Below are 23,883 nucleotides of genomic sequence, written 5' to 3'. Positions count from 1 at the left end.
TCCGTCGCGAGCGGCCCGTCCGCGGATCCCCTGCGGGCCGTCCGCGGCGGATCGATCGCGGGGGCGGTGAGGAGTGGGATCGTGAGGCTATGACCGTCACGCTCCAGCCGATGCCCGCCGCCGCTCTCGCCGCCTGGATGCGGGTCCAGCGCTCGGCGTACATCGAGGACCGGATGCGGGCGGGCGACGACGAGGCGGCCGCGACCCGCAACGCCGACGCCTCGTACGAGAAGTACTTCCCGGGCGGCTCCCCCGCCGCCGGGCACGACGTGCTCCTCGTCTCCGAGGACGGCCGCGCGGTCGGGTCGCTCTGGCTCGGCCCGCACCCGAGCGGACTCGAGGGCGTCGGGTACGTCTGGGACGTGCAGATCGACGCCGCCGAGCGCGGCCGCGGCCTCGGCCGGGCGGCGATGCTGCTCGCGGAGTCGCACGTCCGCTCCCGCGGCGGCTCCGCCCTCGCGCTGAACGTGTTCGGCTTCAACACCGCCGCGCGGGCGCTGTACGAGTCGCTCGGCTACGAGACGACGTCCCTGCAGATGCGCAAGCCGCTGGCTTGAGCGATCTTCTCACCTGAGGGACGTCGCTTGCCCCGTTGACCTCGAGCGCGAGCGTGATTTAAGGAATACTCGGGATAGTCACTCGAAGGGCGCGCACTTCATCTACGAGGGCTTCAAGCGCCTCAATGAAACCTGTCGAAACATCGCCCGAGTAAGTCAGCATCTCGACGCCAAATGCTTCTTTTACTATTCTTCGGTCTACCGCATCATGACTTGCCGAATGTGACAGCATGTAATGACCCGCATTTGCGCCCCTGCGGCCGAACTGATCTTCGAGCACTAACTGCAGATCTGGGTCCGCAAGGCTGTAACCTACAAAAAGGACGGTCCTAGTAAGCACAAGCGCCGCAAGGACCTCCAGCGCCTGTTGCCCCTCCCGACGAAGGCGGGTGAAGTCAAGCCGGGTGAGAATCAAGTCTTGTGGCTGCTCAAAAGTTCCGTGTAGTTTAATTAGAGTGAATTCACCGCGACGGACCGCCGGAGCGATGGCCGTCGAATTGAAAGTGTAAGAGGAATACCCAGTTCCAAAATGACGTTCCAGTACTCGATCGTAATTTGTCGTGATCAAAGTTCTAGGATTAAGTTCTCCAAGTAATAAGTGTGCACGACCAGGTTGAAATGGCGCATCAACAGGTCCGTCAGTCGCAGCGACGATCTTCGAACGAAATCCTGCCGCGTGACCGCGTTCCTCGTAGAGAGCTTCAATTGCCTGTGCTGCACTAAGAAGATCGCCCGCTGTTATGCGGCTCGCAATTCGACTTCTCGCCCTCGGCCTCGAACCCACTCTTGCGGGAAGAACATCATCTAGCAAAAAAGTGAGTAGCTCCGTCCAACTCATCGGGAGCGGCGACCCTGATACCGGTTGCTCAGATTGGCGAGTAAAGCCGGCCCCAACCACTAGGACACAGTCACCTCGCGACAGACTCTCCACCAAGGTTGATGGCCAGATGTTATGGGTCATTGCATTGCCGTCGCGTTGGCGGTCTGCAAATCTTCGGCCAACTTGGCACCTATATCGTCGAGTTGTTCGCGGTATTTTGCTTGTTGACTAATCTGCGATCCCCGTAAGCCATCGGCAGATGTCAAAGAGGAGATCGGAGCGTGTCGGCTCTGCGCGAGCGGAACCATCGAAAACATATGCGGGACAGTACCGAGATCACGACTTTCTCCCAGCGAAAGAGGCCTCAAGGTTTCCGCTAGCTTGCGCGCTCGAGCAGGAATTTGCTTACGATAGTAATCGTAACTCCGGACACCCCTACGAGAACCGTCTCGCACGCTCTTGGATACGTACTGCTGAATTGTATAGCCCAGATATCCCGGCCGCAAAGAATTTTTATCGTCTAGGCCGAACTCGCGGGCATCATCTTCGAAGTCTTCTACCACTCTCCATCGCCGCTTTATATCGACGCCCCCAGTGCTTAATCCAGTCAGCGATATTTCCCAAAGCGTTCACGCTGAATAGGTCTGCAGCGGTCGGAGTCAGCAGATAATCCGAGCCGATAGCGACTGTTCGGTTCAAGGCTCCAAGGCTTGGTCCAACGTCCATCAGCACAATGTCGTAGGATTCGGCGGACGCCTTGACAACCTCTTGAACCCAATGCGTTCTCCGCGCTCCACCGAGGTCGCCGCGCAGTGCGGCCTCCCAGGAGCCGCTCAATGCATCCTCAAACAGCGCTAACGAAGGATGTCCAAGAAGTACGTCAATCTCAAAACGCTCCGCCCTGACGGGCGAGAAGTCTGTCCTCACAGTACTCTCGCCCTTTCGAATTTCCCCAAGCGCATAGAGAATGGAACGGCGCTCGGCATGTGCGGAGTTGTTGCTGAGCACATCTCCCCAAATATCTTCTGGCAGGAGTAGCTGCGTCGCATTGCATTGAGGGTCTAAATCGATAAGCAATACCCGCAGCCCACTTTGACTGCTTAGGAAGTGCGCCATATTACAGGCTAGTGTCGTTTTCCCCACTCCGCCTTTGTTATTCATAAAGGTCAGACTTTTCACAGATCGCGCGCCGCGCGCATCAGTCATCTTGTCACCTCTTCAGTTTGGAGGTCAAAGCGTCAATGACATGCATGCGTATCTCCTGTTGCATCTTCTCTGATTTTCGGATTATCTACCTCTACCGAATAGACGAGCGTCCTGTCTGAGCCTTGAAGTGAGAAGGGCTCTAAAACATCACTCGCTTACCCCTCAAATGCGATCTGAAGCTCTCGGCGCGGCGTCGATTCGCAATGCTACCTCCATCAAGCCGTTCTCCCTACACCGCTACGCGCCGCAATACCGCGGGCAGCAGCTTGAGGTCAATGCGAGGTGACAATTTTTGGGAGAGCGAACAAACGTCCTGCACGTCTGACGAGAATCGCTGACGTGCTCTCCGGCCAGGTCGGGGAGCAGGAGGATGAGCGAGTACCGGATCCGCAATCAAGTGAGCATCGTAGGACCTTGATCAGCCCTGCGGTCAGCTCGTGGAGGCGACGGCGGTCGGGTCGCCGGTGCCGGACGGACGCGGGGCGTCACCCGATCCCGTCGCCACCGACGCGCCGGTCGGAACGACGGTGCCGCCGGTCGCCATCCCCCGGCCGAAGGCCTGGCCCTGGAGGATCGCGCCGAGGTCGACGCCGGTCGCCGACCTGACGCTGTCGAACGTCGCGGCGAGACCCGCCGCCTGCTCGCGCGCGATGTGGGTGCCGGCCGTGTCGCCGCCGATCAGCGTCACCGAGCCGACGTTCTGGTAGCCCTTCGCGAACTCGGCCATGAGCGAGGGCAGCTGCCCGATGAGCTCGCGACCCAGGATCGCCTCCTGGTTCTCGCGGAGCGCCTCCGCCTCGGCCGCGATGGCCGCCGCGCTCGCCTCGCCCTTCGCGCGGATGGCCTCCGCCTCGGCGGTCGCGTTCGCGCGCAGCGCCTCGGCCTCGGCGCCCGCCTTGGCCCGCAGTGCGTGGGCCTCGGCCTCGGCGCGGGCGCTCACGGCGGCGGCCTCGGCGGCGGCGGACGCCTGGCGCGCCTCCGCCTGGCGCTGGACGGCGTACGCCTCGGCGTCCGAGACCTGCTGCGCGACCTGGCGGTCCGTCTCGGCCTTCTTCTCGCGTCCGTAGGCGTCGGCGTCGGCCTCGGTCTGACGGCGGTACTTCTCGGCGTCCGCGACGCGCTTGACGTCGGCGTCGAGCTCGGCCTGCCGGTTCTCGGCGCGCTGCACGAGGACGGCCTGCTCGCGCTCGGCGCGGGCCAGGTTCTCGGCCTGCTCGGCCTCGGCGTTGGCGCGGCCGACCTCGGACTTCGCGGCGGCGGTGTTCTTGTCGTAGGCGGTCTGCTCGATCAGGTTCGCCTCGTCCGTGGCCAGCTGGCGAGCCTTGACCTCGCGGGCCGCGTTGATCCGCGCGACGTCGGCCTCGCGGCGGACGCGCTCGATCTCCTGCGCTCCGAGCGCCTCGATGTAGCCGTTGCGGTCGGTGACGCCCTGGATGGCGAAGGAGTCGAGGACGAGGCCCTGGGCGAGCAGGTCGCCCTTGATGCCCTCGGCGATCTCGTCGCCGAGCTTCTGGCGGTCCTGCATGACCTCCTCGACGCTGAGCTTCGCGACGACGCCGCGGAGGGCGCCCTCGAGCTGCTCGGTCGTGAAGACGTCGATCGACTGGTCCTGCGAGGCGAAGCGCTCGGCAGCGGCGCGGACCTGATCGGCCGTGGAGCCGATCTTGACCAGGGCGACGCCCGCGAGGTGGATGGTCACGCCGTTCTTGGTCTGCGCGACCGGCTCCATCTTGATCTGGCGGGAGCGCAGCGAGATGCGGTCGGACCGCTGGGTCAGCTTGTTCACGAACGCGCCGCCGCCGGTGATGACGGTCATGTTCGAGGTGAGGCCGTCCTCGCCCTTCTGCTTCTTCCCGACGATCACGATCGCCTCGTCGGCCTGCGGCACCTGGTACCAGGCGCGGAAGAGGAAGAAGCCGATGAGGGCGATCAGCAGGAGTGCGCCGACGGCGACTCCGGCGAGGACGATCCAGAGGAGATCCGGTTCCATGGGCGGGCGACCTTTCGTCCGACCCGCGCGACGCGGGTACCTGAGAGACGTACAGGTTCCATCGTGTCACAGCGCCTCGGACGGCCGCGTCGGCCGGAGGGGGGATACTGCGGACGCCGCCGAGAGCGGTTCGCGAGGGGGCGGGCCCGGAGGAGGACGCCACGAACGAGGGCTTCGCGCGGAGTGCCGCGGAGGAGATCAGTGCTGGGGTACCTGGACTCGAACCAAGAACAACTGAACCAGAATCAGCCGTGTTGCCAATTACACCATACCCCAATGGTCATCCGGAGGTGATCCGGGGACCAGGCGGCGACCGGATCGAGACCCGAGCGCCGAGAGACGACAGTACCCTACGCGGGCATCCCGCTCAAATCGAGCCGCGGACGACGCTGCCCTCGGACTCCGGGGCGGCCTCGCCGAGGCGGGCGCGGACGAGGTCGCGGTTGATCGCGGAGGCGACCTGGGCGCCCGATCCGGCGGCGACGATCAGCTGCTGCGGGCCGGGAGGGGTGACCTCGCCGGCGGCGTAGAGGCCGGGGACGGACGTGCGGCCACCGGCGTCGACGCGGAGGAAGCCGTCGGCGTCGCGGTCGGGGCCGGCCGCGTCCAGGTAGTCCAGCGCGGGCGTCCAGACGGGGCGGACGAACGCGCCGGTGCGCGGCACGACGTCGCCGTCGACGAGGCGGACGCCGGTCATCTCGGCGCGCTCCCCGGCGAGGTCGGCGACCGGGCGCCGGTCGACCCGGATGCCGATGGAGGCGAGCAGCGACTCGTCGGCGTCGCTCACCGTCCCGACGCCGTTGGTGAAGACGATCAGGTCGGTCGACCACTGCGAGAGGAGCATGGCCCGCTCCGCGAGGTCGTCGGTCTCGCCGATCAGGGCGAGCGCCTCCCCCGCCTTCTCGTAGCCGTCGCACTCCATGCAGCTGTGCACGGCGGTGCCGTAGTAGGCGCGCAGGCTCGGGAGCGCGGGCGGCGTCTCGAGGAGCCCCGCGGCGACCACGACGGCGGTGGCGACGACCGAGCGGTCCGCGCTGCCGCGCACGCCGCGCGCGCCGACCACGAATTCGCCGCCGGAGCGCTCGACCGACGTGACGAGGGCGTTGTGCACCTCGGCGGCCTCGTAGCGCTCGAACTCCTCGCGGCCGAGGCGGCGCAGCTCGAGCGGCGAGATGCCGTCGCGGGTGAGGAACCCGTGCGAGTGCAGGGTCGCAGCGTTCCGCGGGCGGTTGCTGTCGAGCAGCAGCACGCTGCGGCGCGCCCGGACGAGGTTGAGCGCGGTCGAGAGCCCGGCGGGGCCCCCGCCGATCACGACGACGTCGTAGCGTCCGCCGACCGTCTCCGCCACGGTCAGGCCTGCCGGGAGGTGCCGAGGTGAGCGCCCAGGCGGTCGAGGCGGGCGATCGACTCCTGCTTGCCGAGGATCTCCATCGACTCGAACAGCGGCGGCGAGACGCGGCGTCCGGAGACCGCGGTGCGCAGCGGCCCGTAGGCGATGCGGGGCTTGAGGCCGAGGCCCTCGATCAGCGCGGAGGCGAGCGCCTCCTGGATCGAGGCCGTCAGCCACTCGGACGCGGGGACGAGCTCGAGGGCGCCGATCGAGGCGGCGAGCACCTCGCCGGCGTTCGCGGGCAGGCCCTTCAGCGCGTCCTCGTCGTACTCGAGCGCCTCGGAGGCGGTGAAGAGGAACCCGAGCATGCCGGGGGCCTCCCCGAGCAGGCCGATCCGCTCCTGCACGAGGGGCGCGGCGGCGTCGAGCACCGCGCGCTGCTCGGCGGTCGGCTCGCCCGCGAGGACTCCGGCCGCCACGAGGTACGGGATCGTCCGCTCGGTGAAGTCGTCGACGGCCAGGAGGCGGATGTGGTCGCCGTTGATCGACTCGGCCTTCTTGAGGTCGAAGCGGGCCGGATTGGGGTTCACGTCGGCGACGTCGAAGGCGGCGACCATCTCGTCGATCGAGAAGACGTCGCGGTCGTGCGTGAGCGACCAGCCGAGCAGGGCGAGGTAGTTGACCAGGCCCTCCGGGATGAAGCCGCGGTCGCGGTGGTGGAAGAGGTTCGAGGACGGGTCGCGCTTGGAGAGCTTCTTGCTGCCGTCGCCCATCACGTAGGGGAGGTGCCCGAAGCGCGGGACGAAGGTCGTCACTCCGATGTCGATCAGCGCGTGGTACAGCGCGATCTGCCGGGCGGTCGAGGGGAGGATGTCCTCGCCGCGCAGCACGTGGGTGATCTGCATGATCGCGTCGTCGACCGGGTTCACCAGCGTGTAGAGCGGCTGGCCGTTGGGGCGCACCACGACGAAGTCGCTGAAGGAGCCCGCGGGGAACGTGATCGGGCCGCGGACCAGGTCGTCGAAGGACAGGTCGGCGTCCGGCACGCGCAGGCGCAGCGCCGGGGCGCGGCCCTCTGCGCGGAAGGCGGCGCGCTCCTCCTCGGTGAGATCGCGGTCGTGGTTGTCGTACCCGTGCTGCTTCGCGCGGCCGGCCGCCTCGTTGCGCGCGTCGATCTCCTCGGCCGTGGAGTAGCTCTCGTAGAGGTGCCCCGAGTCCGTCAGGCGCGCGATCACGTCGAGGTAGACATCGGTGCGCTCGGACTGCCGGTACGGGCCGTGCGGGCCGCCGACTCCGACGCCCTCGTCCCAGTCGAGCCTCAGCCAGCGCAGCGCGTCGAGGATCTGCTCCACGCTCTCCTCGCTGTCGCGGGCGGCGTCCGTGTCCTCGATGCGGAAGACGAACGTGCCGCCGGTGTGGCGCGCGTACGCCCAGTTGAACAGGGCGGTGCGGATGAGGCCGACGTGCGGGGTCCCGGTCGGCGAGGGGCAGAAGCGGACGCGGACGTCGCTCCCGGTCGCGGTCGTGAACGGGTGCGCGTCCGGCGCGCTTTCCAGGGGCGGGGTGAGCTCAGACATACGAGGCCGATCCTACCGGCGGGAGCCGGTGCGGCGCCCGGGATCGCGGGGGCCGTGGCGCCTCCGCCCCGGGCACGGTGCGCGCCTCGCGGCGACTGCTTCTACCGGACAGCACTGCTCCGAGTCAACGGACTCCCCGAGCGAGCAGGAGCAGTGGTGCGCTGACCTCGGGCCTCTCGTCGAGAGGGCCCGAGCGCCGCACCGCAGGCCGCGCCGGGCCTCCGCGCGAGCGTGCCCGGAAGGAGCACTGATGAGCACGATCGATCTCGACCCCCGCACCGACCGTCCGAGCGTCCTCACCGAGGCGGCGCGGGAGGAGAAGGACGCCCGCACGCTCTCGCTCTTCCAGGCCGCGGTGAGCGCGGAGGCCGCCGAGGGCGCGCGCATCCGCGAGCGCATCGTGCTCGACCACCTGGGCCTGGCCGAGGCCATGGCCCGCCGGGTCTCCCGGAGCGGAGGCGACTGGGCGGATCTGCGCCAGGTCGCCTACGTGGGCCTCGTGAAGGCCGCCCGCCGCTTCACTCCCGAGCGCGGCGACAGCTTCGCCGCGTTCGCCGTCCCCACGATCACCGGCGAGCTCAAGCGCCACCTCCGCGACCTCGGCTGGATGATCCGGCCGCCGCGCGGCGTGCAGGAGCTGCACCGCCGCTCCGCCGTCGTCGCCGACGAGCTCGCGCAGGAGCTCGGCCGTCACCCCACCGACCAGGAGATCGCCCGCCGCCTCGGAGTGGACGCGACGGAGGTGGCCGACGCGCGCCTCGCGGGGCATCCGCTCTCCCTCGACGAGACCGTGGGCGAGGGCGGCGTCGGCCTGGGCGACACCCTCGGCGGCGAGGACGAGCGGCTGCTCGAGATCGACCGGCGGCACGGGCTCGCCGAGGCCCTCGCCGGGCTCGAGGAGGGCCAGCGCGAGCTCCTGCGCATGCGCTTCGTCGAGGAGCGGACCCAGCAGCAGATCGCCGACGCGCTGGGAACGACGCAGATGCAGGTCTCGCGCCTGCAGCGGCGGATCCTCGCGCAGCTCGCCGACCGGCTCGGCGCCCCCTCGCGCAGCCATCAGCCGCGCGCTCCCCGGGCCCGCGTGGCCACGGTCACTCCGGTCCGACCGGCGACGCGGCTGAAGTCCGCCTGAGGTGGGCCTCGGCACGCGACGGGAGCGACGAGAGGGCGGCGAGGACGTCGTCGACCTGGACCGCGAGCAGCGCCGGGTCCGGCTCGGCGGAGAACACGTCGCCGCGGCGGAGGGAGGCGTCGGTCAGCACGACGTGCGGACCCGAGGCCGGAGGACCCCAGGCCTCGGGAGGTGCCGGACCGAAGATCACGACCGAGGGGACGCCGTACGCGGAGGCGAGGTGCGCGGCCCCGGTGTCGACGGTCACCACGACCTCGGCGGCCGCGACGACCGCGGCGAACCCGCTGAGCGCGAGCTCCCCCGCCAGCACCTCGCCCGTGCCGGCGAGCTCGGCGACGCGGCGGGCGCGGTCGGCCTCGTTCGCGCCTCCGGTGTAGACGACGCGGTGCCCCTCGGCGGTGAGGGCGCGCGCCACCGCGGCGAAGCGCTCCTCCGGCCACTCGCGAGAGCCGTAGAAGGCCCCGATGTGCACGACGGCGGCTCCGGGGGCCGAGGCGGGCTCCTCGGGGACGGCGATCGCGACGTCCTCGGGGTCGGCGTCGAGACCGATCGAGTTCACCAGGCGGGCCCAGCGGGCGCGCTCGAGCTCGCCGTCGATCCAGAGCGGCCGCGGGTCCTCCGGGCCCGCGCCCGGGTCCAGCGCCGGGACGCGGAACTCGAGCGTGCGCTCGGGCGCGATCTCGCGCAGCCGCAGCCGCGACTCGGGGCCGTTGCCGTGGAGGTTCACGCCGAGCTCGACCCGGCCGGCGGCCATCGGCAGCGGGTCGTCGAGTCCGCGGAGGGTGGGCACGAGCGCGTCCACGCCCTCGACCAGGTCGACGATCGGCTCGAGCCAGGGCGTGGTCGCCATGATCAGCCGGTGGTCCGGGAAGCCGCGGCGCAGAGCCTTGAGCGCCGGGACGGCGACGAGCAGGTCGCCGAGCTTGAGGGCGCGCAGCGCGAGGATCTCCGGAGTCCCGTCCGGGGCGGTGAGAGCGCGCACGGCGCCTCCTTCCTGTCGGAGTCCCCGTACCCCGCTGCGCGCACCTCAGACGCGCCGCCCGCAGATGCGAGCGACGCGCCCGGAGGGACCGACTTCCCCGGAAGGGGGTTTACATCCCCGGTCGAGGGGTACGAGGAGAAGGTGAACGACTCCTCCTCCCGGAGCGCCGACGAGCGCGCGAGGGCCCCGCGCCTGCGGGGGATCCTCTTCGACCGCGATGCGACGCTCGTGGTCGACGTGCCCTACAACGGCGACCCGGCGCAGGTCTCCCCGATGCCCACCGCCCTCGCGGCGGTCGAGCGGGCGCGCGAGGCGGGGCTGGCCATGGGCGTGGTCACCAACCAGTCCGGGATCGCCCGCGGGATCATCGACCGCGGCCAGGCCGACGCGGTGAACCGGCGCGTGGACGAGCTCTTCGGCGGCTTCGACGTGTGGATGCTCTGCCCGCACGGCCCGGAGGACGGCTGCTCCTGCCGGAAGCCCCGGCCCGGCATGGTGCTCGGCGCCGCCGAGCAGCTGGGACTGCCGGCCAGCTCGCTCGCCGTGATCGGCGACATCGGGGCCGACGTCGGCGCCGCCGCCGCGGCCGGCGCCCGTGGAGTGCTGGTTCCGACTCCGATCACCCGCGCCGAGGAGGTGGACGCCGCCCCGCTGCAGGCGGCGACGCTCCTCGAGGCGGTCGAGCTGCTGCTCGCGATGCAGCCCGACGAGGACGTCGAGTGAGCCGCCGCGTGCTCGTCGCCCGCCTGGACAGCGCGGGAGACGTCCTGCTGTGCGGACCCGCCGTCCGCGCGATCGCGGCCGACGCCGAGGTGCTGCTGCTGAGCGGTCCGCAGGGAGCGCCCGCGGCCGCGCTGCTGCCGGGTCCCTCCTCCGTCCGCACCTGGTGGTGCCCGTGGATCGGCGACGCCTCCCGCCCCGTCGACTCCGAGCTCGTCGACGAGCTGCGCGCGATCGTCGAGGAGTTCGCGCCGGACGAGGCCGTGATCCTCACCTCCTTCCACCAGTCGCCGCTTCCGCTGGCCCTGCTGCTCCGCCTCGCCGGTGTCGCCCGCATCACGGGCGCCTCGGTCGACTTCGCGGGCGCCCTGCTCGATGTGCGCCTCGTGCCGGGCGAGACCCTCGAGGAGGACCAGCCGGAGCCGGAGCGCGCGCTCGCGATCGCGGCGGCGGCCGGCTTCGCGCTGCCCGCCGGCGACGACGGACGGCTCCGCGTGCGCCGCGAGGGCGTGCTGCCCGCCGCTCTCGAGGGGATCGGCCCCTACGCGGTCGTGCACCCCGGGGCAGCCGTCCCCGCCCGCGCCTGGCCGGCGGCGAACGCGGCCCGCGCCGTCGAGCTGCTGGCGGACGCGGGCCTCGCCGTCGTCGTCACCGGCGGCCCGGGCGAGCGCTCCCTCACGGCCGAGGTCGCGGGCTCCCGCGGCATCGACCTCGGCGGGGCGACGGACTTCGCCGGCGCCGCCGAGGTGCTGGCCGGCGCCGACGTCGTGATCTGCGGCAACACCGGCCCCGCGCACCTCGCCGCCGCGGTCGGCACCCCCGTGGTGAGCCTCTTCGCGCCGGTCGTCCCGGCCGTGCGCTGGGCGCCCTACGGCGTCCCGGTCGCGCTGCTCGGCGACCAGCAGGCGCCCTGCGCCGGCTCGCGCGCCCGCGTGTGCCCCGTCCCCGGCCATCCGTGCCTCGCGGGGGTGAGCGCCGAGGAGGCGGTCGCCGCCGCCCTCCGACTCCGACCCACGACTTCCCCGAGAGAGGCCATCGCATGAGGATCCTGCTCTGGCACGTGCACGGCGGCTGGGCGGACGCCTTCGTCCGCGGCGCCCACACCTACCTGCTCCCCACGACTCCGGCCCGCGACGGCTGGGGCCTGGGCACCGGCGGCCGCGACTGGCCGAGCGCCGTCGAGATCGCCCCCGAGGAGCTGCACGACGCCGACGTCGACGCGGTCCTCCTCCAGAGGCCCGAGGAGCTCGCCGAGGCCGAGCGCCTGCTCGGGCGACGCCTCGGCCGCGACGTGCCCGCCGTCTACGTGGAGCACAACACCCCCCGCGGGGACGTGCCGGACAACCGCCACCCGCTCGCCGACCGCGACGACCTGCTGATCGTCCACGTCACCCACTTCAACGCCCTGATGTGGGACACCGGATCGACGCGGACGACGGTGATCGAGCACGGGATCCACGACCCGGGTCCCCTCTACACCGGCGAGCTGCCGCACTTCGGCGTGGTCGTCAACGAGCCCGTCCGCCGGGGCCGGGTCGCCGGGACCGACCTGCTCCCCCGCTTCGGCGCGGTCGCTCCGCTGGACGTCTTCGGGATGAAGACCGACCGGCTCGCCGAGCTGCCGGGCCTGGAGGACGTGACGGTCCTCGGCGACGTCCGCACCCAGGCGATGCACGCGGCCCTGGCCCGCCGCCGGGTCTACCTGCACCCGTTCCGCTGGACCTCCCTCGGCCTCGCGCTGCTGGAGGCGATGCACCTCGGTATGCCCGTCGTCGCGCTCGACGTGACGGAGGCGGGGCGCGCCGTCCCGCCCGAGGCCGGAGCGGTCTCGAACGACCTCGACGCCCTCGTCGCCTCGGCCCGGGCACTCGTCGAGGACCCGGAGCGCGCCGCCCGCGCCGGCGCCGTCGCCCGCGAGGCCGCGCTCGCGCGCTACGGCCTCGCCCGGTTCCACCGCGACTGGGACGAGGTCCTCGCCGACCTCCCGGGACGCCGGTCGCCGGAGCCCGCTCTGGAAGGGAGCACCCGATGAAGCAGCACCTCTCCGCCGCGCCCGCGCTGACGATCGCCATGGTCTCGGAGCACGCGAGCCCGCTGGCGACCCTCGGCGGCGTCGACGCCGGCGGCCAGAACGTCCACGTGGCGGCGCTCGCCGACGCGCTCGCCCGCCGCGGCCACCGCGTCGTCGTCTACACCCGCCGCGACGACCCCTCCCTGCCCCGGCGCGTGCCCTTCACCTCGGGAGTCGAGGTCGTGCACATCGACGCCGGGCCGCCGCGCCGGGTGTCCAAGGACGAGCTGCTGCCCTTCATGGGCGACTTCGCCGTCGACCTCGCCGAGGAGTGGCTGCAGGAGCGGCCGGACCTCGTGCACAGCCACTTCTGGATGTCCGGGGTCGCCGCGCTCGACGCCTCCGAGCGGGTGGAGCGCGCCACCGGGCGGCGCGTGCCCGTCCTCCACACCTTCCACGCGCTGGGCGTGGTCAAGCGCCGCCAGCAGGGCGCGCTCGACACCAGCCCCGAGGAGCGCGCCTGGCTCGAGCCCGGAGTGGGCCAGAAGGCCGACGGCGTCGTCGCCACCTGCTCGGACGAGGCCTTCGAGCTCAAGGGGCTCGGCGTGCCGACCTCGCGCATCTCGGTGGTGCCCTGCGGAGTCGACATCGACCGGTTCTCGGTCGAGGGCCCGGTCGCGCCCCGCGGCGAGCGCTCGCGGCTGATGACCATCGGACGCCTGGTGCCGCGCAAGGGCATGGGCATCGCGATCGAGGCGCTCGCGCACCTGGTCGCGGCCGGCCACGACGCCGAGCTCGTCGTCGTCGGGGGCTCCGGCTCCGGCGACGCGCTGACCGCGGACCCCGAGTACCAGCGGCTGCACGGCGTGGCCGAGAGCCTCGGCGTCGCGGACCGCGTCGACTTCGTCGGCCAGCTCTCGCAGACCGAGATGCCCGCGATGCTCCGCTCGGCCGACGTCGTGGTCTGCGCGCCCTGGTACGAGCCGTTCGGCATCACTCCGCTCGAGGCGATGGCCTGCGGCGTGCCGGTCGTCGCCTCCTCCGTGGGCGGCCTGATCGACACCGTGGTCGAGGACGTCACCGGGGTCCACGTGCCTCCGCGCGATCCGGTCGCCCTGGCCGCCGCCCTCGGCTCGCTGCTGGAGGACCCCGACCGCGCCCGCGCCTACGGGGCCGCCGGACGCGAGCGCGTCGAGTCCCGCTACTCCTGGGACCGCGTCGCCGCCGACACCGAGCGCGCCTACGTCACGACCCTCGCCGGCCTCGGCGACGAGTCGCTCCTCACCGGCGCCACGAGCGCACCCTCATCCCCCACCACCCGGAAGGCGGCTCCGCGACGATGACCATCGACACCGCGACCATCGACACCGTTCTGGACACCCCGGCCGGCGCCGCCCGGCGCCTCGTCGGCGACCACGTGGCGCGCGCGCTCGACGCGGTCGCGCAGCTGGAGCGCCACTCCGACAGGATCGCCGCCTGGGGCGTCGAGCTCGCCGACCGCCTGCACTCCGGCGCGCGCCTGCTCGCCGCGGGCAACGGCGGCTCCGCGGCGGAGGCGCAGCACCTCACCGCCGAGCTCGTCGGCCGCTTCGACGGCGACCGCGTCCCCTTCTCCGCCATCTCGCTGCACGCCGAGACGTCGAGCCTGACCGCGATCGGCAACGACTACGGCTTCGACCACGTGTTCTCGCGCCAGGTCACCGCGCACGCCCGGGCGGGCGACGTCGTGGTCCTGCTCTCCACCAGCGGACGCAGCGCGAACCTCCTCCACGCCGCGGAGGCCGCCCGTGCGGCGGGCGCCCGGTCGTGGGCGCTGACCGGCGAGGGGCCGAACCCGCTCACCGAGCTCTGCGACGAGGCGATCGCTCTCGAGGGCCACGGCTCCAACGTGCAGGAGGCGCAGCTGGTGCTCGTGCACGCGCTCTGCCGGGCCTTCGAGCACCGGATCCGCGCGCGGACGGCGGCCGCCTCGTGAGCCGCCTGCGCCTCGTCGTCGTCGGCGACGTGATGCTCGACGTCGACCTCTCCGGACCCGCCGAGCGGCTGAGCCCGGACGCCCCCGTCCCCGTGGTCGACGTGTCGGCCCGCAGTGCCCGCGCCGGCGGTGCCGGGCTCGTCGCCCGGATGCTCGCCCGCGACGGGCACGAGGTGACGCTGGTGACCGCGCTCGCCGAGGACTCGGATCCGGACGTGGCGGAGCTGCGCGCCGAGCTGTCCGGCGTCCGCCTGGTCGCCGGGCCCTCGGGAGCGCCGACGCCGGTGAAGACCCGCGTCGCCGCCTCCGGCCAGGCCGTCGTGCGGATCGACCGCGGCTGCGAGACGCCGCCCGTCCCCGGCGTCACCGACGCCATGCTCGCCGCGCTCGCCGACGCCGACGCCGTGATCGTCGCCGACTACGGCCGCCGCCTGACCGAGGAGCCGTCGCTCCGCACGGCGCTCGACGCGCTCACCGTGCCGCTGGTGTGGGATCCGCACCCGCGCGGCTCGCAGCCGGTCGCCGCCACCTCCCTCGCCACTCCGAACCTGGCCGAGGCCACGGCCTTCTCGGGAGCCGTCGGCCGCGGAGTGACGCGCGCCGAGTCCGCCGCGACCACCCTCCTCGAGCGCTGGGGCTGCGGTGCGGTCACCGTGACGATGGGATCCTCCGGCGCCCTGCTGCGCTCCCGCGGCGCCGGCGTCCCGGTCGTCGCACCGGCCGTCGCCGTGCCGCCCACCGACCCGTGCGGCGCGGGCGACCGGTTCGCCGCCTCCGCCGCCGTCGCCCTCGCCGAGGGTGCGAGCACGTCGGAGGCGGTGCAGGCGGCGGTCGCCGCGGCCGGCGCCTACCTCCTCGCGGGAGGGGTCGCCTCACTGTCCGCTCCCGCCGACGCCGCACCCCTCCACGGCGGCGGGGTGGACGCCCTGCGCGTCGCCGAGTCCGTCCGCGCGGCAGGAGGAACGGTGGTCGCGACGGGCGGCTGCTTCGACCTGCTCCACGCCGGCCACGCCCGCACCCTCTCCGCCGCACGCGCTCTCGGCGACTGCCTGATCGTCTGCCTCAACTCGGACGACTCCGTCCGGCGCCTCAAGGGCGCGGCGCGGCCGATCATCCCCGAGGACGACCGCGTCGACCTGCTGCTCGCGCTCGAGTGCGTCGACGCCGTGCTGGTCTTCGGCGAGGACACGCCGGACGAGGCGCTGCGCCGCATCCGCCCCGACGTCTGGGTGAAGGGCGGCGACTACTCCGCCGAGTCCCTCCCCGAGACGGCGACGGTGGCGGAGTGGGGCGGCCGGGTCCTGACCGTGCCGTACCACCCGGGCCGCTCGACCACCCATCTCGCCGCCGCGCTCGCGCGTGTCGGCTGACCCGCGGCCCACGAGGCCCGCAGACCACCCCCGGAAGGAAACCATGAGCACCACTCCCACCCCCATCGGCCGCGTCCTGATCACCGGAGGAGCCTCCGGGCTCGGTGCGGCCGTCGCCGCCGCGGTCACCGCCGCCGGCGGCACGCCGATCGTGCTCGACCGCGACGTCTCGTCGGTGAAGGAGGGCGTCGCCGCCTACCAGGTCGACGTCGCGAAGACCCGCGAGGCCGAGAAGGCGGTCGTCGAGATCGCCCGCGAGCACGGCGGGCTCGACGCCGTCGTGACCGCGGCCGGCATCGACCGCTGCGGCCGCCTCGTCGACGTGGAGCCGGAGGAGTGGGAGCGCGTCATCTCCGTCAACCTCCTCGGCACCGCGGCCGTCGTCCGGGCGGCCCTGCCCTTCCTCACCGAGACGCACGGCCGCGTCGTCACCGTCGCCTCCTCGCTCGCGATCAAGGCCGTCTCGGACGCGACCGCGTACTGCGCCTCGAAGTTCGGCGTGCTCGGCTTCACCCGCGCGCTCGCGGCCGAGACCAAGGGCGAGATCGGCGTGACCACGCTGATCCCGTCGGGCATGAAGACGCGCTTCTTCGACGACCGCGACGAGCAGTACAAGCCGGGTCCGGACGCGCTGCTGAACGACCCGGAGAACGTGGCGAACGCCGTCATGTTCGTCCTCGGCCAGCCGCGCGGCTGCGAGGTCCGCGAGCTCGTCATCACGCACGAGGAGGAGCCGTCCTGGCCGTGATCCGCTGATCCGGGCGCGCCCCGGATCCCCCGCCGCGAGACGCCACCTCGGTCCACACGCCCCGGCGCGTCGCGTACCGAGGCGGCGTCTCGCGGTTCAGCGGGTGGAGGCGAGCACCCCGCGGACGTCCTCGAGCACCGCCTCGACGCGCACGTCGCCGACGAACGTGACGTCGTGCTCGCAGCGCGGAGCGGTCCAGCCGACCTGCGTGGCGTCACGCCCGCAGACCGGGCAGTGCGTGGTCCAGCTCAGCTGCACCCGGTGGCGCTGCCGCCCGAGGGCCGCGGCGTTGATCGCGTTGCCCACCCAGAAGACCCCGACCGTCGGAGCGCCGACCGCGGCGGCGAGATGGCGGGGTCCGGAGTCGTTGCCGAGCACGAGGTCGGCGAGCGAGAGCAGCGGAGCGAGGTCCGGGAGGTCCACGACGCCCGCCCAGGAGACCGCTCCCGGCGCCCCGGCGACGATCTCGTCGGCGGCGGGCACGTCCGAGGCGTCGCCCACCACCAGCACGCGCGCGCCGTCGGCCAGCAGCTCCGTCGCCACGGCGGCGAAGGAGGCGGCGGGCCAGCGGCGGCGGGGATCGGTCGCGCCGGGGTGGATCAGCACCAGCGGGCCGCCCGCGGGCAGCGCGGCGGCGAGGCGGTCCCGCCGCTCCGGATCCACGGCGAGCGCCGGCTCGAGGCGGGTCGCGGGCGCTCCGGCCAGCCCGACGATCTCGAGCGCCCGCAGCATCTCGTGCTGGTAGTAGACGTAGGGGATCGTGCGCTCGAGCTCCGCGGCGTCGTCGGTGCGCGACCCGATCGTGTGGCGCGCGCCGAGGCGCTGGAGGAACGGGTTGGAGTAGCGCCCGCCGCCGTGCAGCTGCACGGCCAGGTCGAAGCGGCGCGCGCGCATCCGCTCGGTGAAGTCCTCGACGACCCGGGGGTCCTCCCCCTCTCCGTCGCGGACGCCCTGCGCCACCGGCAGGATCTCGACGTCGGCGATCGGCGACTCGACGCCCGTCAGCAGGACCCGGTGCGCGGGCGTCCCGAGCAGGGTGATCTCGGCTCCCGGGTAGGCGGCCGCGAGGGCGTCGACGGCGGGCAGCGCGAACAGCAGGTCGCCGAGTCCGCCGCCGCGCAGGACGGCGATCCTCTCGACTCCGGCGAAGGGCTCTCGGAGGGGGGCGATGGCGACCACGACGGGTTCCTCTCAGGTGCGGAGGGCGCGCGGGCGCCGCTCCGGGGACGGTGCACTCCTCCACTTCCCCGCCGGGACCGATCCGAAACCGGATCGGCGGCGAGCCCTCGTCGCCGATCCGGGGGCGGATTCCCGAGGCGGCGTGTCTAGGCGCGCACCACCCGGGTACCGGACGGATGCGTCCGCCACTCCGCGGGCGCCCCCGACCGAGAGGTGACCGTGACCATCGACATCACGACCCCCGCCACGACCGCCGCCGACGCCGTCCGCCGCGCGCGGACCGCGTTCCCCGCGTGGGCCGCCACCGCGCCCGCCGAGCGCGGCGCCCTGCTCCGTGCCGCCGCCCACCGCGTGGCCGAGCGCGAGCAGGAGCTCGCCGACCTCAACACGCAGGAGACGGGCAAGCCCGCCGGCGACGCCCTGGGCGGCGTCCGCGCCGGTGTCGACACGCTGCTCCAGTACGCCGAGCTCGGCCCGCTGCACCGAGGGAGGAGCCTGCGCGGAGGTGCCCTCAACGTCGATCTCGCCCTGCCGCACCCGCGCGGTGTCGTGCTCGCCCTCACTCCGTGGAACGACCCGGTCGCCGTCGCTGCGGGCCTCCTGGGCGCCGCGATCGTCTCCGGGGACGTCGTCGTGCACAAGCCGAGCGAGCGCAGCCCGGGGACGGGCGCCCTCTTCACGAGCATCCTCGCCGAGGCGCTGCCCGAGGGCGTGCTGACCCTGGTCGAGGGCGACGGGGCGGTCGGCGACGAGCTGGCGCGCGCCGAGGGCGTCGACGTCCTCGCCCACGTCGGCTCGACCGCCACCGGCCGCGCGCTCGCCCGGGTCGCCGCCGTCACCGGCGCGCACGTGATCCTCGAGAACGGCGGCAACGACGCGCTCGTCGTCGACCGCGACGTCGACCCGGTCTGGGCCGCCGAGCAGGCCGCGCTGGGCGCCTTCGCCAACGCCGGCCAGATCTGCACCTCCGTCGAGCGGATCTACGTGCACCGCGACATCGCCGAGGCGTTCACGGCGGCGCTGGTCGCCGAGGCCGATCGCTGGAGCGCGGGCCCGCTCCCCCGCCTCGTCGACGCCCGCATGCGCGACGCCGTCCACGAGCACGTCACGGAGGCGCTCGGCAGCGGCGCGCGCGCCCTCACCGGCGGCACCCCCGGGGACGGCACCTTCTACCCCGCGACTGTCCTGGCGGACTGCACCGAGTCGATGCTGGTGATGACGGAGGAGACCTTCGGGCCCGTCGCGCCGATCCGCGTCGTCGACTCCTTCGACGAGGGCCTGGACCTGGCCGCCGCGAACCCCTACGGCCTGGCCGCCTCGATCCTCACCGCCGACATGGAGCACGCCCATCGGGCCGCGGCGACGCTGCCGGTGGGCACCGTCAAGGTCAACGGCGTCTTCGGAGGAGCGCCGGGCGGCAGCGCCCAGCCCCGCGGAGCGTCCGGCTCCGGCTTCGGCTACGGCCCGGAGCTGCTCGACGAGATGACCACGACCACGGTCGTGCACTTCGGCCTGCCCGTTCTGCCGGGAGGCGCGCGATGAGCCTCGAGGGCTCGGCGCTCCAGCGGGCGAGCGCCCTCCTGGCGCACGTCCACGAGCGCCCACCGGTCGTCGCCGTGATCGGGGACCTCATCCTCGACTCCTGGTGGCTCGGCGAGGCGGAGCGCGTCACGCGGGAGGCGCCCGCGCCGGTCCTGCGGCTCGAGGACGTCGTCGACGTCGCGGGCGGGGCCGCCAACACCGCCGCCAACCTGCGCGCGCTGGGCGCCGTCGTCCGCCCGGTCGGCGTGGCCGGACGCGACTCCGAGGGCGACCGGCTCGTGCGCGCGCTCGAGCGGGCCGGCCTGGACACCTCCCGGGTCGTCCGCACCGGCGCCGCGACGACGATCAAGACCCGCGTGGTCGGCGGCGACAGCGTGATGCTGCGCGTCGACTCCGGCCCGCACCGCCCGGCCGACGACGAGCTGGCCCTGCTCGCCGGTGCCGCCGCCGAGGCCGCCGCGGGCGCCGACGCTGTCCTGGTCTGCGACTACGGCTCGGGGATCCTCCGCGAGGCCGTCGAGCGCCTGCTCGCCGTCGGGCGCCCCGGCCTCCTCGTGATCGACGCGCACGAGCTCGCCGACTGGGCCTTCGCCCGGCCGGACCTCGTCACCCCGAACGCCAAGGAGGCGGAGCGGCTGCTCGGCGGCTCCCTCGGCCGCGGGACGGAGCGGGCCGCCGCCGTGCGCGACGCCGCCGAGGAGCTGCGCACGCGCTCGGGCGCCCGGCACGTCGTGGTCACCCTCGACCGGGACGGCTCCACCGCCCTCGACGCCGACGGCACGGTCAGCCGCACCTTCGCTCAGCCCGCGGAGGAGAAGCAGGCGTCCGGCGCCGGCGACACCTTCGCCGCGACCGCCACCCTCGCCCTCGCCGCCGGCCGCTCCCTGGCCACCGCCGTCGATCTGGCGCAGGCCGCCGCCGACGTGGTCGTGCAGCGCCCCGGCACCTCCGTCTGCTCGGGCGTCGACCTGCTCGCCTCCCTCGCCGCTCCCGGCGCCGTCGTGCTCGGCGAGGACGCCCTCGTCGAGGTCCTCGCGGAGCAGGCGCGCCGCGGTCGCCGCGTGGTCTTCACCAACGGCTGCTTCGACGTCCTGCACCGCGGCCACACGGCGTATCTCCGCCAGGCCCGCGAGCTCGGCGACGTGCTCGTGGTCGCGGTGAACGACGACGACTCCGTCCGGCGGCTGAAGGGCGAGGGACGGCCGATCAACCCGGAGGGCGACCGCGCGGGCGTGATCGCCGAGCTGGGCTGCGTCGACTACGTGACGCTCTTCGGCGGAGACACCCCCATCCCGCTGCTCGAGCGCGTGCAGCCCGACGTCTACGTGAAGGGCGGGGACTACAACCCCGACATGCTCGCGGAGGCGGCCGTCGTCCGCTCCTACGGGGGCGTCGTCACCACGGTCGGCTACGTCTCGGAGCACTCCACGACCGAGATGGTCCAGCGCATCCGATCGGCCGCGCCGTGACCAGCCGCCGGTGGTCCGGGCGCTGGGGGGTCCCCGAGGCTCCCCGGCAGCCGCTGATCGACGTGCTGGTGCCGACGGTCGGCCGCCGTGCCGAGCTCGCCGCCACGCTCGCCGGACTCGCCGCCCAGGACGACCCGCCCTTCCGCGTGATCGTGAGCGACCAGTCCGACGACGCGGTCGCCGAGAGCGACCCGACGATCCTCGCGATGCTGCGCGTGCTGGAGGCGCAGGGCCGGGCTCCGGTGGTGCGCCGGCACCTGCCCCGGCGCGGGCTCGCGGAGCAGAGGCACTACCTCCTCTCCCTCGCCACTGCCCCGGCCGTCCTCTTCCTCGACGACGACGTGTGGCTCGAGCCGGGCACGCTCTCGCGGCTGCACGAGGCCCTCGAGCGCCTCGACTGCGGCTTCGTCGGCTCCGCGGTGCAGGGCCTGTCCTACCTCGAGGACGTGCGCCCTCACGAGACCGAGTCGTTCGAGACCTGGGAGGAGCGCGTGGAGCCCGAGCGGGTGCGGCGCGGAACCCCGGAGTTCGAGCGCTGGCCGCTGCACAACGCGGCGAATCTCACGCACGTCGCCGCCCGCCTCGACGTCCCGGAGGGCGCCTGGCGCGCGTACCGGGTCGCCTGGCTGGGCGCGTGCGTCCTCTACCGCCGCGACGCCCTCCTGGCCGTCGGCGGCTTCGACTTCTGGGAGCAGCTGCCCCCGGAGCACAGCGGTGAGGACGTCGCCGCGCAGTGGCGCGTCATGGAACGCTTCGGCGGCGCGGGCCTCGTGCCCAGCGGCGCCGTGCACCTCGAGACGCCCACGACGGTCACCGACCGGCGCGTCGACGCCTTCGACCGGCTCTTCGCCGAAGAGCACTCGTAACACTCAGCAAGGCGACGAAAGGACAGCACGATGGACGCACCCAACCCGATCCAGATCCAGAAGTACCTCTCGGGCATCGACTACCCCGCCTCGAAGGACACGATCGTCGAGACCGCCGAGAAGGAGGGCGCGGACGGCGACGTCCTCGAGGCCCTCCGTGCGATCCCGGACGGCGACTACGAGAAGCCCACCGACGTGAGCTCGGCCGTCTCGAAGGTCTGACCACCCTCAGCGGGACGCCGCTCCGGTGCACGGCACGCCGTGCCTGCCGTACCGGAGCGGCGTCCCGCGACCGGCGATCGGCCGGCGCGGAGAGCCGGGGTCAGGCGGAGGCGTGCTCGCGCTCGCGCAGGACGCCGGACTCGAGCGCCTGGAACGACAGCACCTTGTAGCCCTCGGACTCGAAGAAGATCGTCGCCCGGTCGGCCTCCACGCTCATCACGGTGCCGGCGCCCCACTCGCGGTGCTCCACCGACTCGTCGACGCTCAGAGGGGCGTCCACGGGCGCCTCGACGGTCTCGCCGCTCGCCTCGTGCCGCTCGCAGCCGTCGCAGTTGCCGCACCACTCGGCCGACTCCACGCCGAAGTAGTCCAGCAGGACTCGGCGGCGGCACTGGCTGGTCTCCGCGTAGGCGCGCATCATCGACAGGCGCGACTCCTCGATCCGCTCGCGGGAGGCCAGAGCCTCCTTCACCGCGTGCACGGCCTCGTCGCCCGAGGCCTCGCGCGTGGCGCGCAGACCGGACCCGGTCTCCACCAGCCCCGCGTCCGCGAGATCGTTGACGATCCGGGCGATCGTGCGGGCCGGCTTCCCCAGCTCCTTCGCGAGAGCCGCGGAGTCGAGCCCCGGCTGCTCCGAGACGGCCGCCCAGATCACGCGCAGCGCGGCCTTGTCGACCGAGCGCTTGGCGAAGAAGCGGCGGAGACCCAGATCCTCGGCGCGGTAGTGCAGCGCGCCCGTCGCCGGCTCGCCGTCGCGGCCCGCGCGGCCGATCTCCTGGTAGTACGCGTCGAGTGACTCGGTGGTCGTCGCGTGCAGCACGAAGCGTACGTCGGCCCGGTCGATGCCCATCCCGAAGGCCGAGGTCGCGACGACGACATCGAGCTCGCCGGCGCGCCACTGCTCGTGCACGACCTTGCGCTCGGACACCTTGAGTCCGGCGTGGTACGCCGCGACCCGGCGCCCCTCCGCCGCGATGTCGGCAGCGTAGGCCTCCGTCTCCTTGCGGGTGGCGACGTAGACCAGGCCCGGAGCCGTCCAGCTGCGGGCCTCCTCGACCACGGCGGCGCGCTTCTCGTTCTCGCTCTCGTGGCGGTGCACCACCAGCCGGATCTCCGGACGGTCGACGCCGTGCACCTGGATCTCGGGGTCGGTCATCCGGAGGCGCTCGATGATCTCGTCGCGCACCGGCCCGGAGGCGGTGGCGGTCATCGCGAGCACCGGCGGGTCTCCGAGCTCGCCGCGCACATCGGCCAGGCGGAGGTAGTCGGGGCGGAAGTCGTGGCCCCAGGAGGAGACGCAGTGCGCCTCGTCGACGACCAGGAGCGACACTCCCGCGGCCGCCAGACGCGCCACGTTCTCGGGCTTGGCGAGCTGCTCGGGCGCCAGGAGCACGTAGAGCGGGCCGCCCTCGTCGATCCGGTCCCAGGCGCGGGCGACGGCCGCGGCGCCCTGGGAGGAGTTGATCGCGACGGCGGGCGGGGCCGCCGGAGCCGCCTCGATCGCGGCGAGCTGGTCGGCTTGCAGGGCGACGAGCGGGGAGACGACCAGGACGACGCCGCCGCGCTCGGCTCCGGCGATCTGGTAGACCGCGGACTTGCCGCCGCCCGTCGCCAGCACCAGCAGCGTGTCGCGCCCGGAGGCCGCCGACTCGATCGCCTCGCGCTGACCGGGGAGCAGCGACGACCAGCCGAAGTCCTCCCGAGCGATGCGGCTGACGGAGTCGGTGCGGGAGGAGTTCATAGCTCGACGCTACGACCAGACGGCCCCGGAGGCAGTCCGCTTGACAGCGCCGGGGAGCACGGTGAAGGCGCGTCGCCCGGCCTCGCGGCCCGCCTCTGCCGCCTCGTCCCCGCGCTGTCAACGTCCTGCGGAGGGGCCCGTCGCGTGCTGGGCTGGAGACCCGACGAGAGGAGCCGACATGGCCGACCAGAACGTGAACGAGGACCTTCCCGGATCCGGCGGCGACGCCGTCCCGAACACCGGCGGCGCGCAGACGGTGCTGCCCGGCGAGGACGCGGCCGACGCCTCCGCCCTGGGGGCCGCTCCCGGGGGCACCGCGATCGACCGCGGTGTCACGGACGCCGTGACCGACGGCGACAGCGGAGGGGACACCGTCTCCGGCGACGCCGACCTGCCGGACGAGACCGAGGGCGCGGTCGGCAGCGACCCGGCGAGCGCCGACTGAC

23 protein-coding genes and 1 tRNA gene are annotated in these 23,883 nt (G+C 72.9%); 14 read left to right on the top strand and 10 right to left on the bottom strand.

Going from position 1 to position 23,883, the window contains the following annotated elements:
• Positions 1-89: 89 nt before the first annotated feature.
• On the top strand, positions 90-557 hold the full coding sequence (locus C5B95_RS06640) for an N-acetyltransferase (protein ID WP_104348757.1): 468 nt from the start codon (positions 90-92) through the stop codon (positions 555-557).
• A gap of 58 nt (positions 558-615) precedes the next feature.
• Here the strand turns inward: C5B95_RS06640 and C5B95_RS06635 are convergent, their stop codons facing one another.
• The 7 genes from C5B95_RS06635 to gltX all read right to left on the bottom strand — a co-directional run bounded on the left by C5B95_RS06635 (position 616) and on the right by gltX (position 7,480).
• On the bottom strand, positions 616-1,395 hold the full coding sequence (locus C5B95_RS06635) for an SIR2 family protein (RefSeq protein ID WP_181068012.1): 780 nt from the start codon (positions 1,393-1,395) through the stop codon (positions 616-618).
• Positions 1,396-1,514: 119 nt separating this feature from the next.
• Positions 1,515-1,940, bottom strand: a complete 426-nt coding sequence (locus C5B95_RS17065; protein WP_146076499.1) for a hypothetical protein — start codon at positions 1,938-1,940, stop codon at positions 1,515-1,517.
• Positions 1,918-2,583 carry a ParA family protein gene (locus C5B95_RS06630; RefSeq protein ID WP_104348755.1) on the bottom strand — a complete coding sequence of 222 codons (666 nt, stop codon included), beginning with the start codon at positions 2,581-2,583 and terminating at the stop codon, positions 1,918-1,920. Before C5B95_RS06630 ends, C5B95_RS17065 begins: the two co-directional genes overlap by 23 nt.
• Before the next feature lie 430 nt (positions 2,584-3,013).
• Complete coding sequence (locus C5B95_RS06625; RefSeq protein ID WP_104226268.1) at positions 3,014-4,573, bottom strand: SPFH domain-containing protein; 1,560 nt, start codon at positions 4,571-4,573, stop codon at positions 3,014-3,016.
• Between the two features lie 204 nt (positions 4,574-4,777).
• Positions 4,778-4,849 (bottom strand) — tRNA-Gln (locus C5B95_RS06620).
• A gap of 91 nt (positions 4,850-4,940) precedes the next feature.
• The gene (locus tag C5B95_RS06615) at positions 4,941-5,921 is read right to left on the bottom strand and encodes an NAD(P)/FAD-dependent oxidoreductase (RefSeq protein WP_104276156.1); all 981 of its coding nucleotides are present in this window, start codon (positions 5,919-5,921) and stop codon (positions 4,941-4,943) included.
• Between the two features lie 2 nt (positions 5,922-5,923).
• On the bottom strand, positions 5,924-7,480 hold the full coding sequence (gene gltX / locus C5B95_RS06610) for a glutamate--tRNA ligase (RefSeq protein ID WP_104348754.1): 1,557 nt from the start codon (positions 7,478-7,480) through the stop codon (positions 5,924-5,926).
• Between the two features lie 250 nt (positions 7,481-7,730).
• Here gltX and C5B95_RS06605 point away from each other — a divergent pair, with 250 nt between their 5' ends.
• The gene (locus tag C5B95_RS06605; protein ID WP_104348753.1) at positions 7,731-8,612 is read left to right on the top strand and encodes a sigma-70 family RNA polymerase sigma factor; all 882 of its coding nucleotides are present in this window, start codon (positions 7,731-7,733) and stop codon (positions 8,610-8,612) included.
• Here C5B95_RS06605 and C5B95_RS06600 read toward each other — a convergent pair.
• Positions 8,572-9,594 carry a glycosyltransferase family 9 protein gene (locus C5B95_RS06600; RefSeq protein WP_104348752.1) on the bottom strand — a complete coding sequence of 341 codons (1,023 nt, stop codon included), beginning with the start codon at positions 9,592-9,594 and terminating at the stop codon, positions 8,572-8,574. The genes C5B95_RS06605 and C5B95_RS06600 overlap by 41 nt on opposite strands.
• Positions 9,595-9,735: 141 nt before the next feature.
• Between C5B95_RS06600 and C5B95_RS17410 the strand changes: the two genes are divergently transcribed.
• From C5B95_RS17410 to C5B95_RS06570, 7 genes are read left to right on the top strand one after another with little or no spacing between them, the layout of a single operon-like run.
• A complete protein-coding gene (locus C5B95_RS17410) occupies positions 9,736-10,317 on the top strand; it encodes an HAD-IIIA family hydrolase (RefSeq protein ID WP_181068011.1) in 582 nt (193 codons plus the stop codon).
• Positions 10,314-11,357, top strand: coding sequence for a glycosyltransferase family 9 protein (locus tag C5B95_RS06595; protein WP_219813827.1), 1,044 nt, complete (start codon positions 10,314-10,316; stop codon positions 11,355-11,357). Before C5B95_RS17410 ends, C5B95_RS06595 begins: the two co-directional genes overlap by 4 nt.
• Positions 11,354-12,346: a glycosyltransferase gene (locus tag C5B95_RS06590; protein WP_104337396.1), complete on the top strand. Its 993-nt coding sequence runs from the start codon at positions 11,354-11,356 to the stop codon at positions 12,344-12,346. The genes C5B95_RS06595 and C5B95_RS06590 overlap by 4 nt, the downstream gene beginning before the upstream one ends.
• 26 nt (positions 12,347-12,372) lie before the next feature.
• On the top strand, positions 12,373-13,668 hold the full coding sequence (locus C5B95_RS06585; RefSeq protein ID WP_104239115.1) for a glycosyltransferase: 1,296 nt from the start codon (positions 12,373-12,375) through the stop codon (positions 13,666-13,668).
• Positions 13,665-14,300, top strand: coding sequence for an SIS domain-containing protein (locus C5B95_RS06580; protein ID WP_104348751.1), 636 nt, complete (start codon positions 13,665-13,667; stop codon positions 14,298-14,300). The genes C5B95_RS06585 and C5B95_RS06580 overlap by 4 nt, the downstream gene beginning before the upstream one ends.
• A 5-nt stretch (positions 14,301-14,305) precedes the next feature.
• Positions 14,306-15,670, top strand: coding sequence for a PfkB family carbohydrate kinase (locus C5B95_RS06575; protein ID WP_104250204.1), 1,365 nt, complete (start codon positions 14,306-14,308; stop codon positions 15,668-15,670).
• A gap of 43 nt (positions 15,671-15,713) precedes the next feature.
• Entirely contained in the window at positions 15,714-16,418 is a 705-nt protein-coding gene (locus tag C5B95_RS06570) for an SDR family oxidoreductase (protein ID WP_104250150.1), read from the top strand.
• Between the two features lie 96 nt (positions 16,419-16,514).
• On the opposite strand, the gene C5B95_RS06565 is transcribed toward C5B95_RS06570, so the two are convergent.
• A complete protein-coding gene (locus tag C5B95_RS06565) occupies positions 16,515-17,597 on the bottom strand; it encodes a glycosyltransferase family 9 protein (RefSeq protein WP_104233228.1) in 1,083 nt (360 codons plus the stop codon).
• A 219-nt stretch (positions 17,598-17,816) separates the two neighbouring features.
• On the opposite strand from C5B95_RS06565, the gene C5B95_RS06560 reads away from it, so the two are divergent.
• From C5B95_RS06560 to C5B95_RS06545, 4 genes are read left to right on the top strand one after another with little or no spacing between them, the layout of a single operon-like run.
• Positions 17,817-19,139, top strand: a complete 1,323-nt coding sequence (locus tag C5B95_RS06560; protein WP_258059845.1) for an aldehyde dehydrogenase — start codon at positions 17,817-17,819, stop codon at positions 19,137-19,139.
• The gene (gene rfaE2 / locus C5B95_RS06555) at positions 19,136-20,608 is read left to right on the top strand and encodes a D-glycero-beta-D-manno-heptose 1-phosphate adenylyltransferase (RefSeq protein ID WP_104226256.1); all 1,473 of its coding nucleotides are present in this window, start codon (positions 19,136-19,138) and stop codon (positions 20,606-20,608) included. Before C5B95_RS06560 ends, rfaE2 begins: the two co-directional genes overlap by 4 nt.
• The gene (locus C5B95_RS06550; protein ID WP_219812158.1) at positions 20,605-21,474 is read left to right on the top strand and encodes a glycosyltransferase family A protein; all 870 of its coding nucleotides are present in this window, start codon (positions 20,605-20,607) and stop codon (positions 21,472-21,474) included. Before rfaE2 ends, C5B95_RS06550 begins: the two co-directional genes overlap by 4 nt.
• Before the next feature lie 30 nt (positions 21,475-21,504).
• Entirely contained in the window at positions 21,505-21,696 is a 192-nt protein-coding gene (locus C5B95_RS06545) for a DUF2795 domain-containing protein (protein ID WP_104223528.1), read from the top strand.
• A gap of 100 nt (positions 21,697-21,796) precedes the next feature.
• Here C5B95_RS06545 and C5B95_RS06540 read toward each other — a convergent pair whose 3' ends face one another.
• Entirely contained in the window at positions 21,797-23,437 is a 1,641-nt protein-coding gene (locus C5B95_RS06540) for a RecQ family ATP-dependent DNA helicase (protein WP_104348749.1), read from the bottom strand.
• A gap of 178 nt (positions 23,438-23,615) precedes the next feature.
• On the opposite strand from C5B95_RS06540, the gene C5B95_RS06535 reads away from it, so the two are divergent.
• Positions 23,616-23,882: a hypothetical protein gene (locus C5B95_RS06535; RefSeq protein WP_104348748.1), complete on the top strand. Its 267-nt coding sequence runs from the start codon at positions 23,616-23,618 to the stop codon at positions 23,880-23,882.
• Position 23,883 lies beyond the last annotated feature (1 nt).

Origin of the sequence: Rathayibacter sp. AY1A7, assembly GCF_002930845.1 — a bacterium.
GTDB lineage: Bacteria > Actinomycetota > Actinomycetes > Actinomycetales > Microbacteriaceae > Rathayibacter.
The sequence above is the reverse complement of the archived record's forward strand: the minus strand, read 5'-3'. Positions and strand labels throughout refer to the sequence as shown.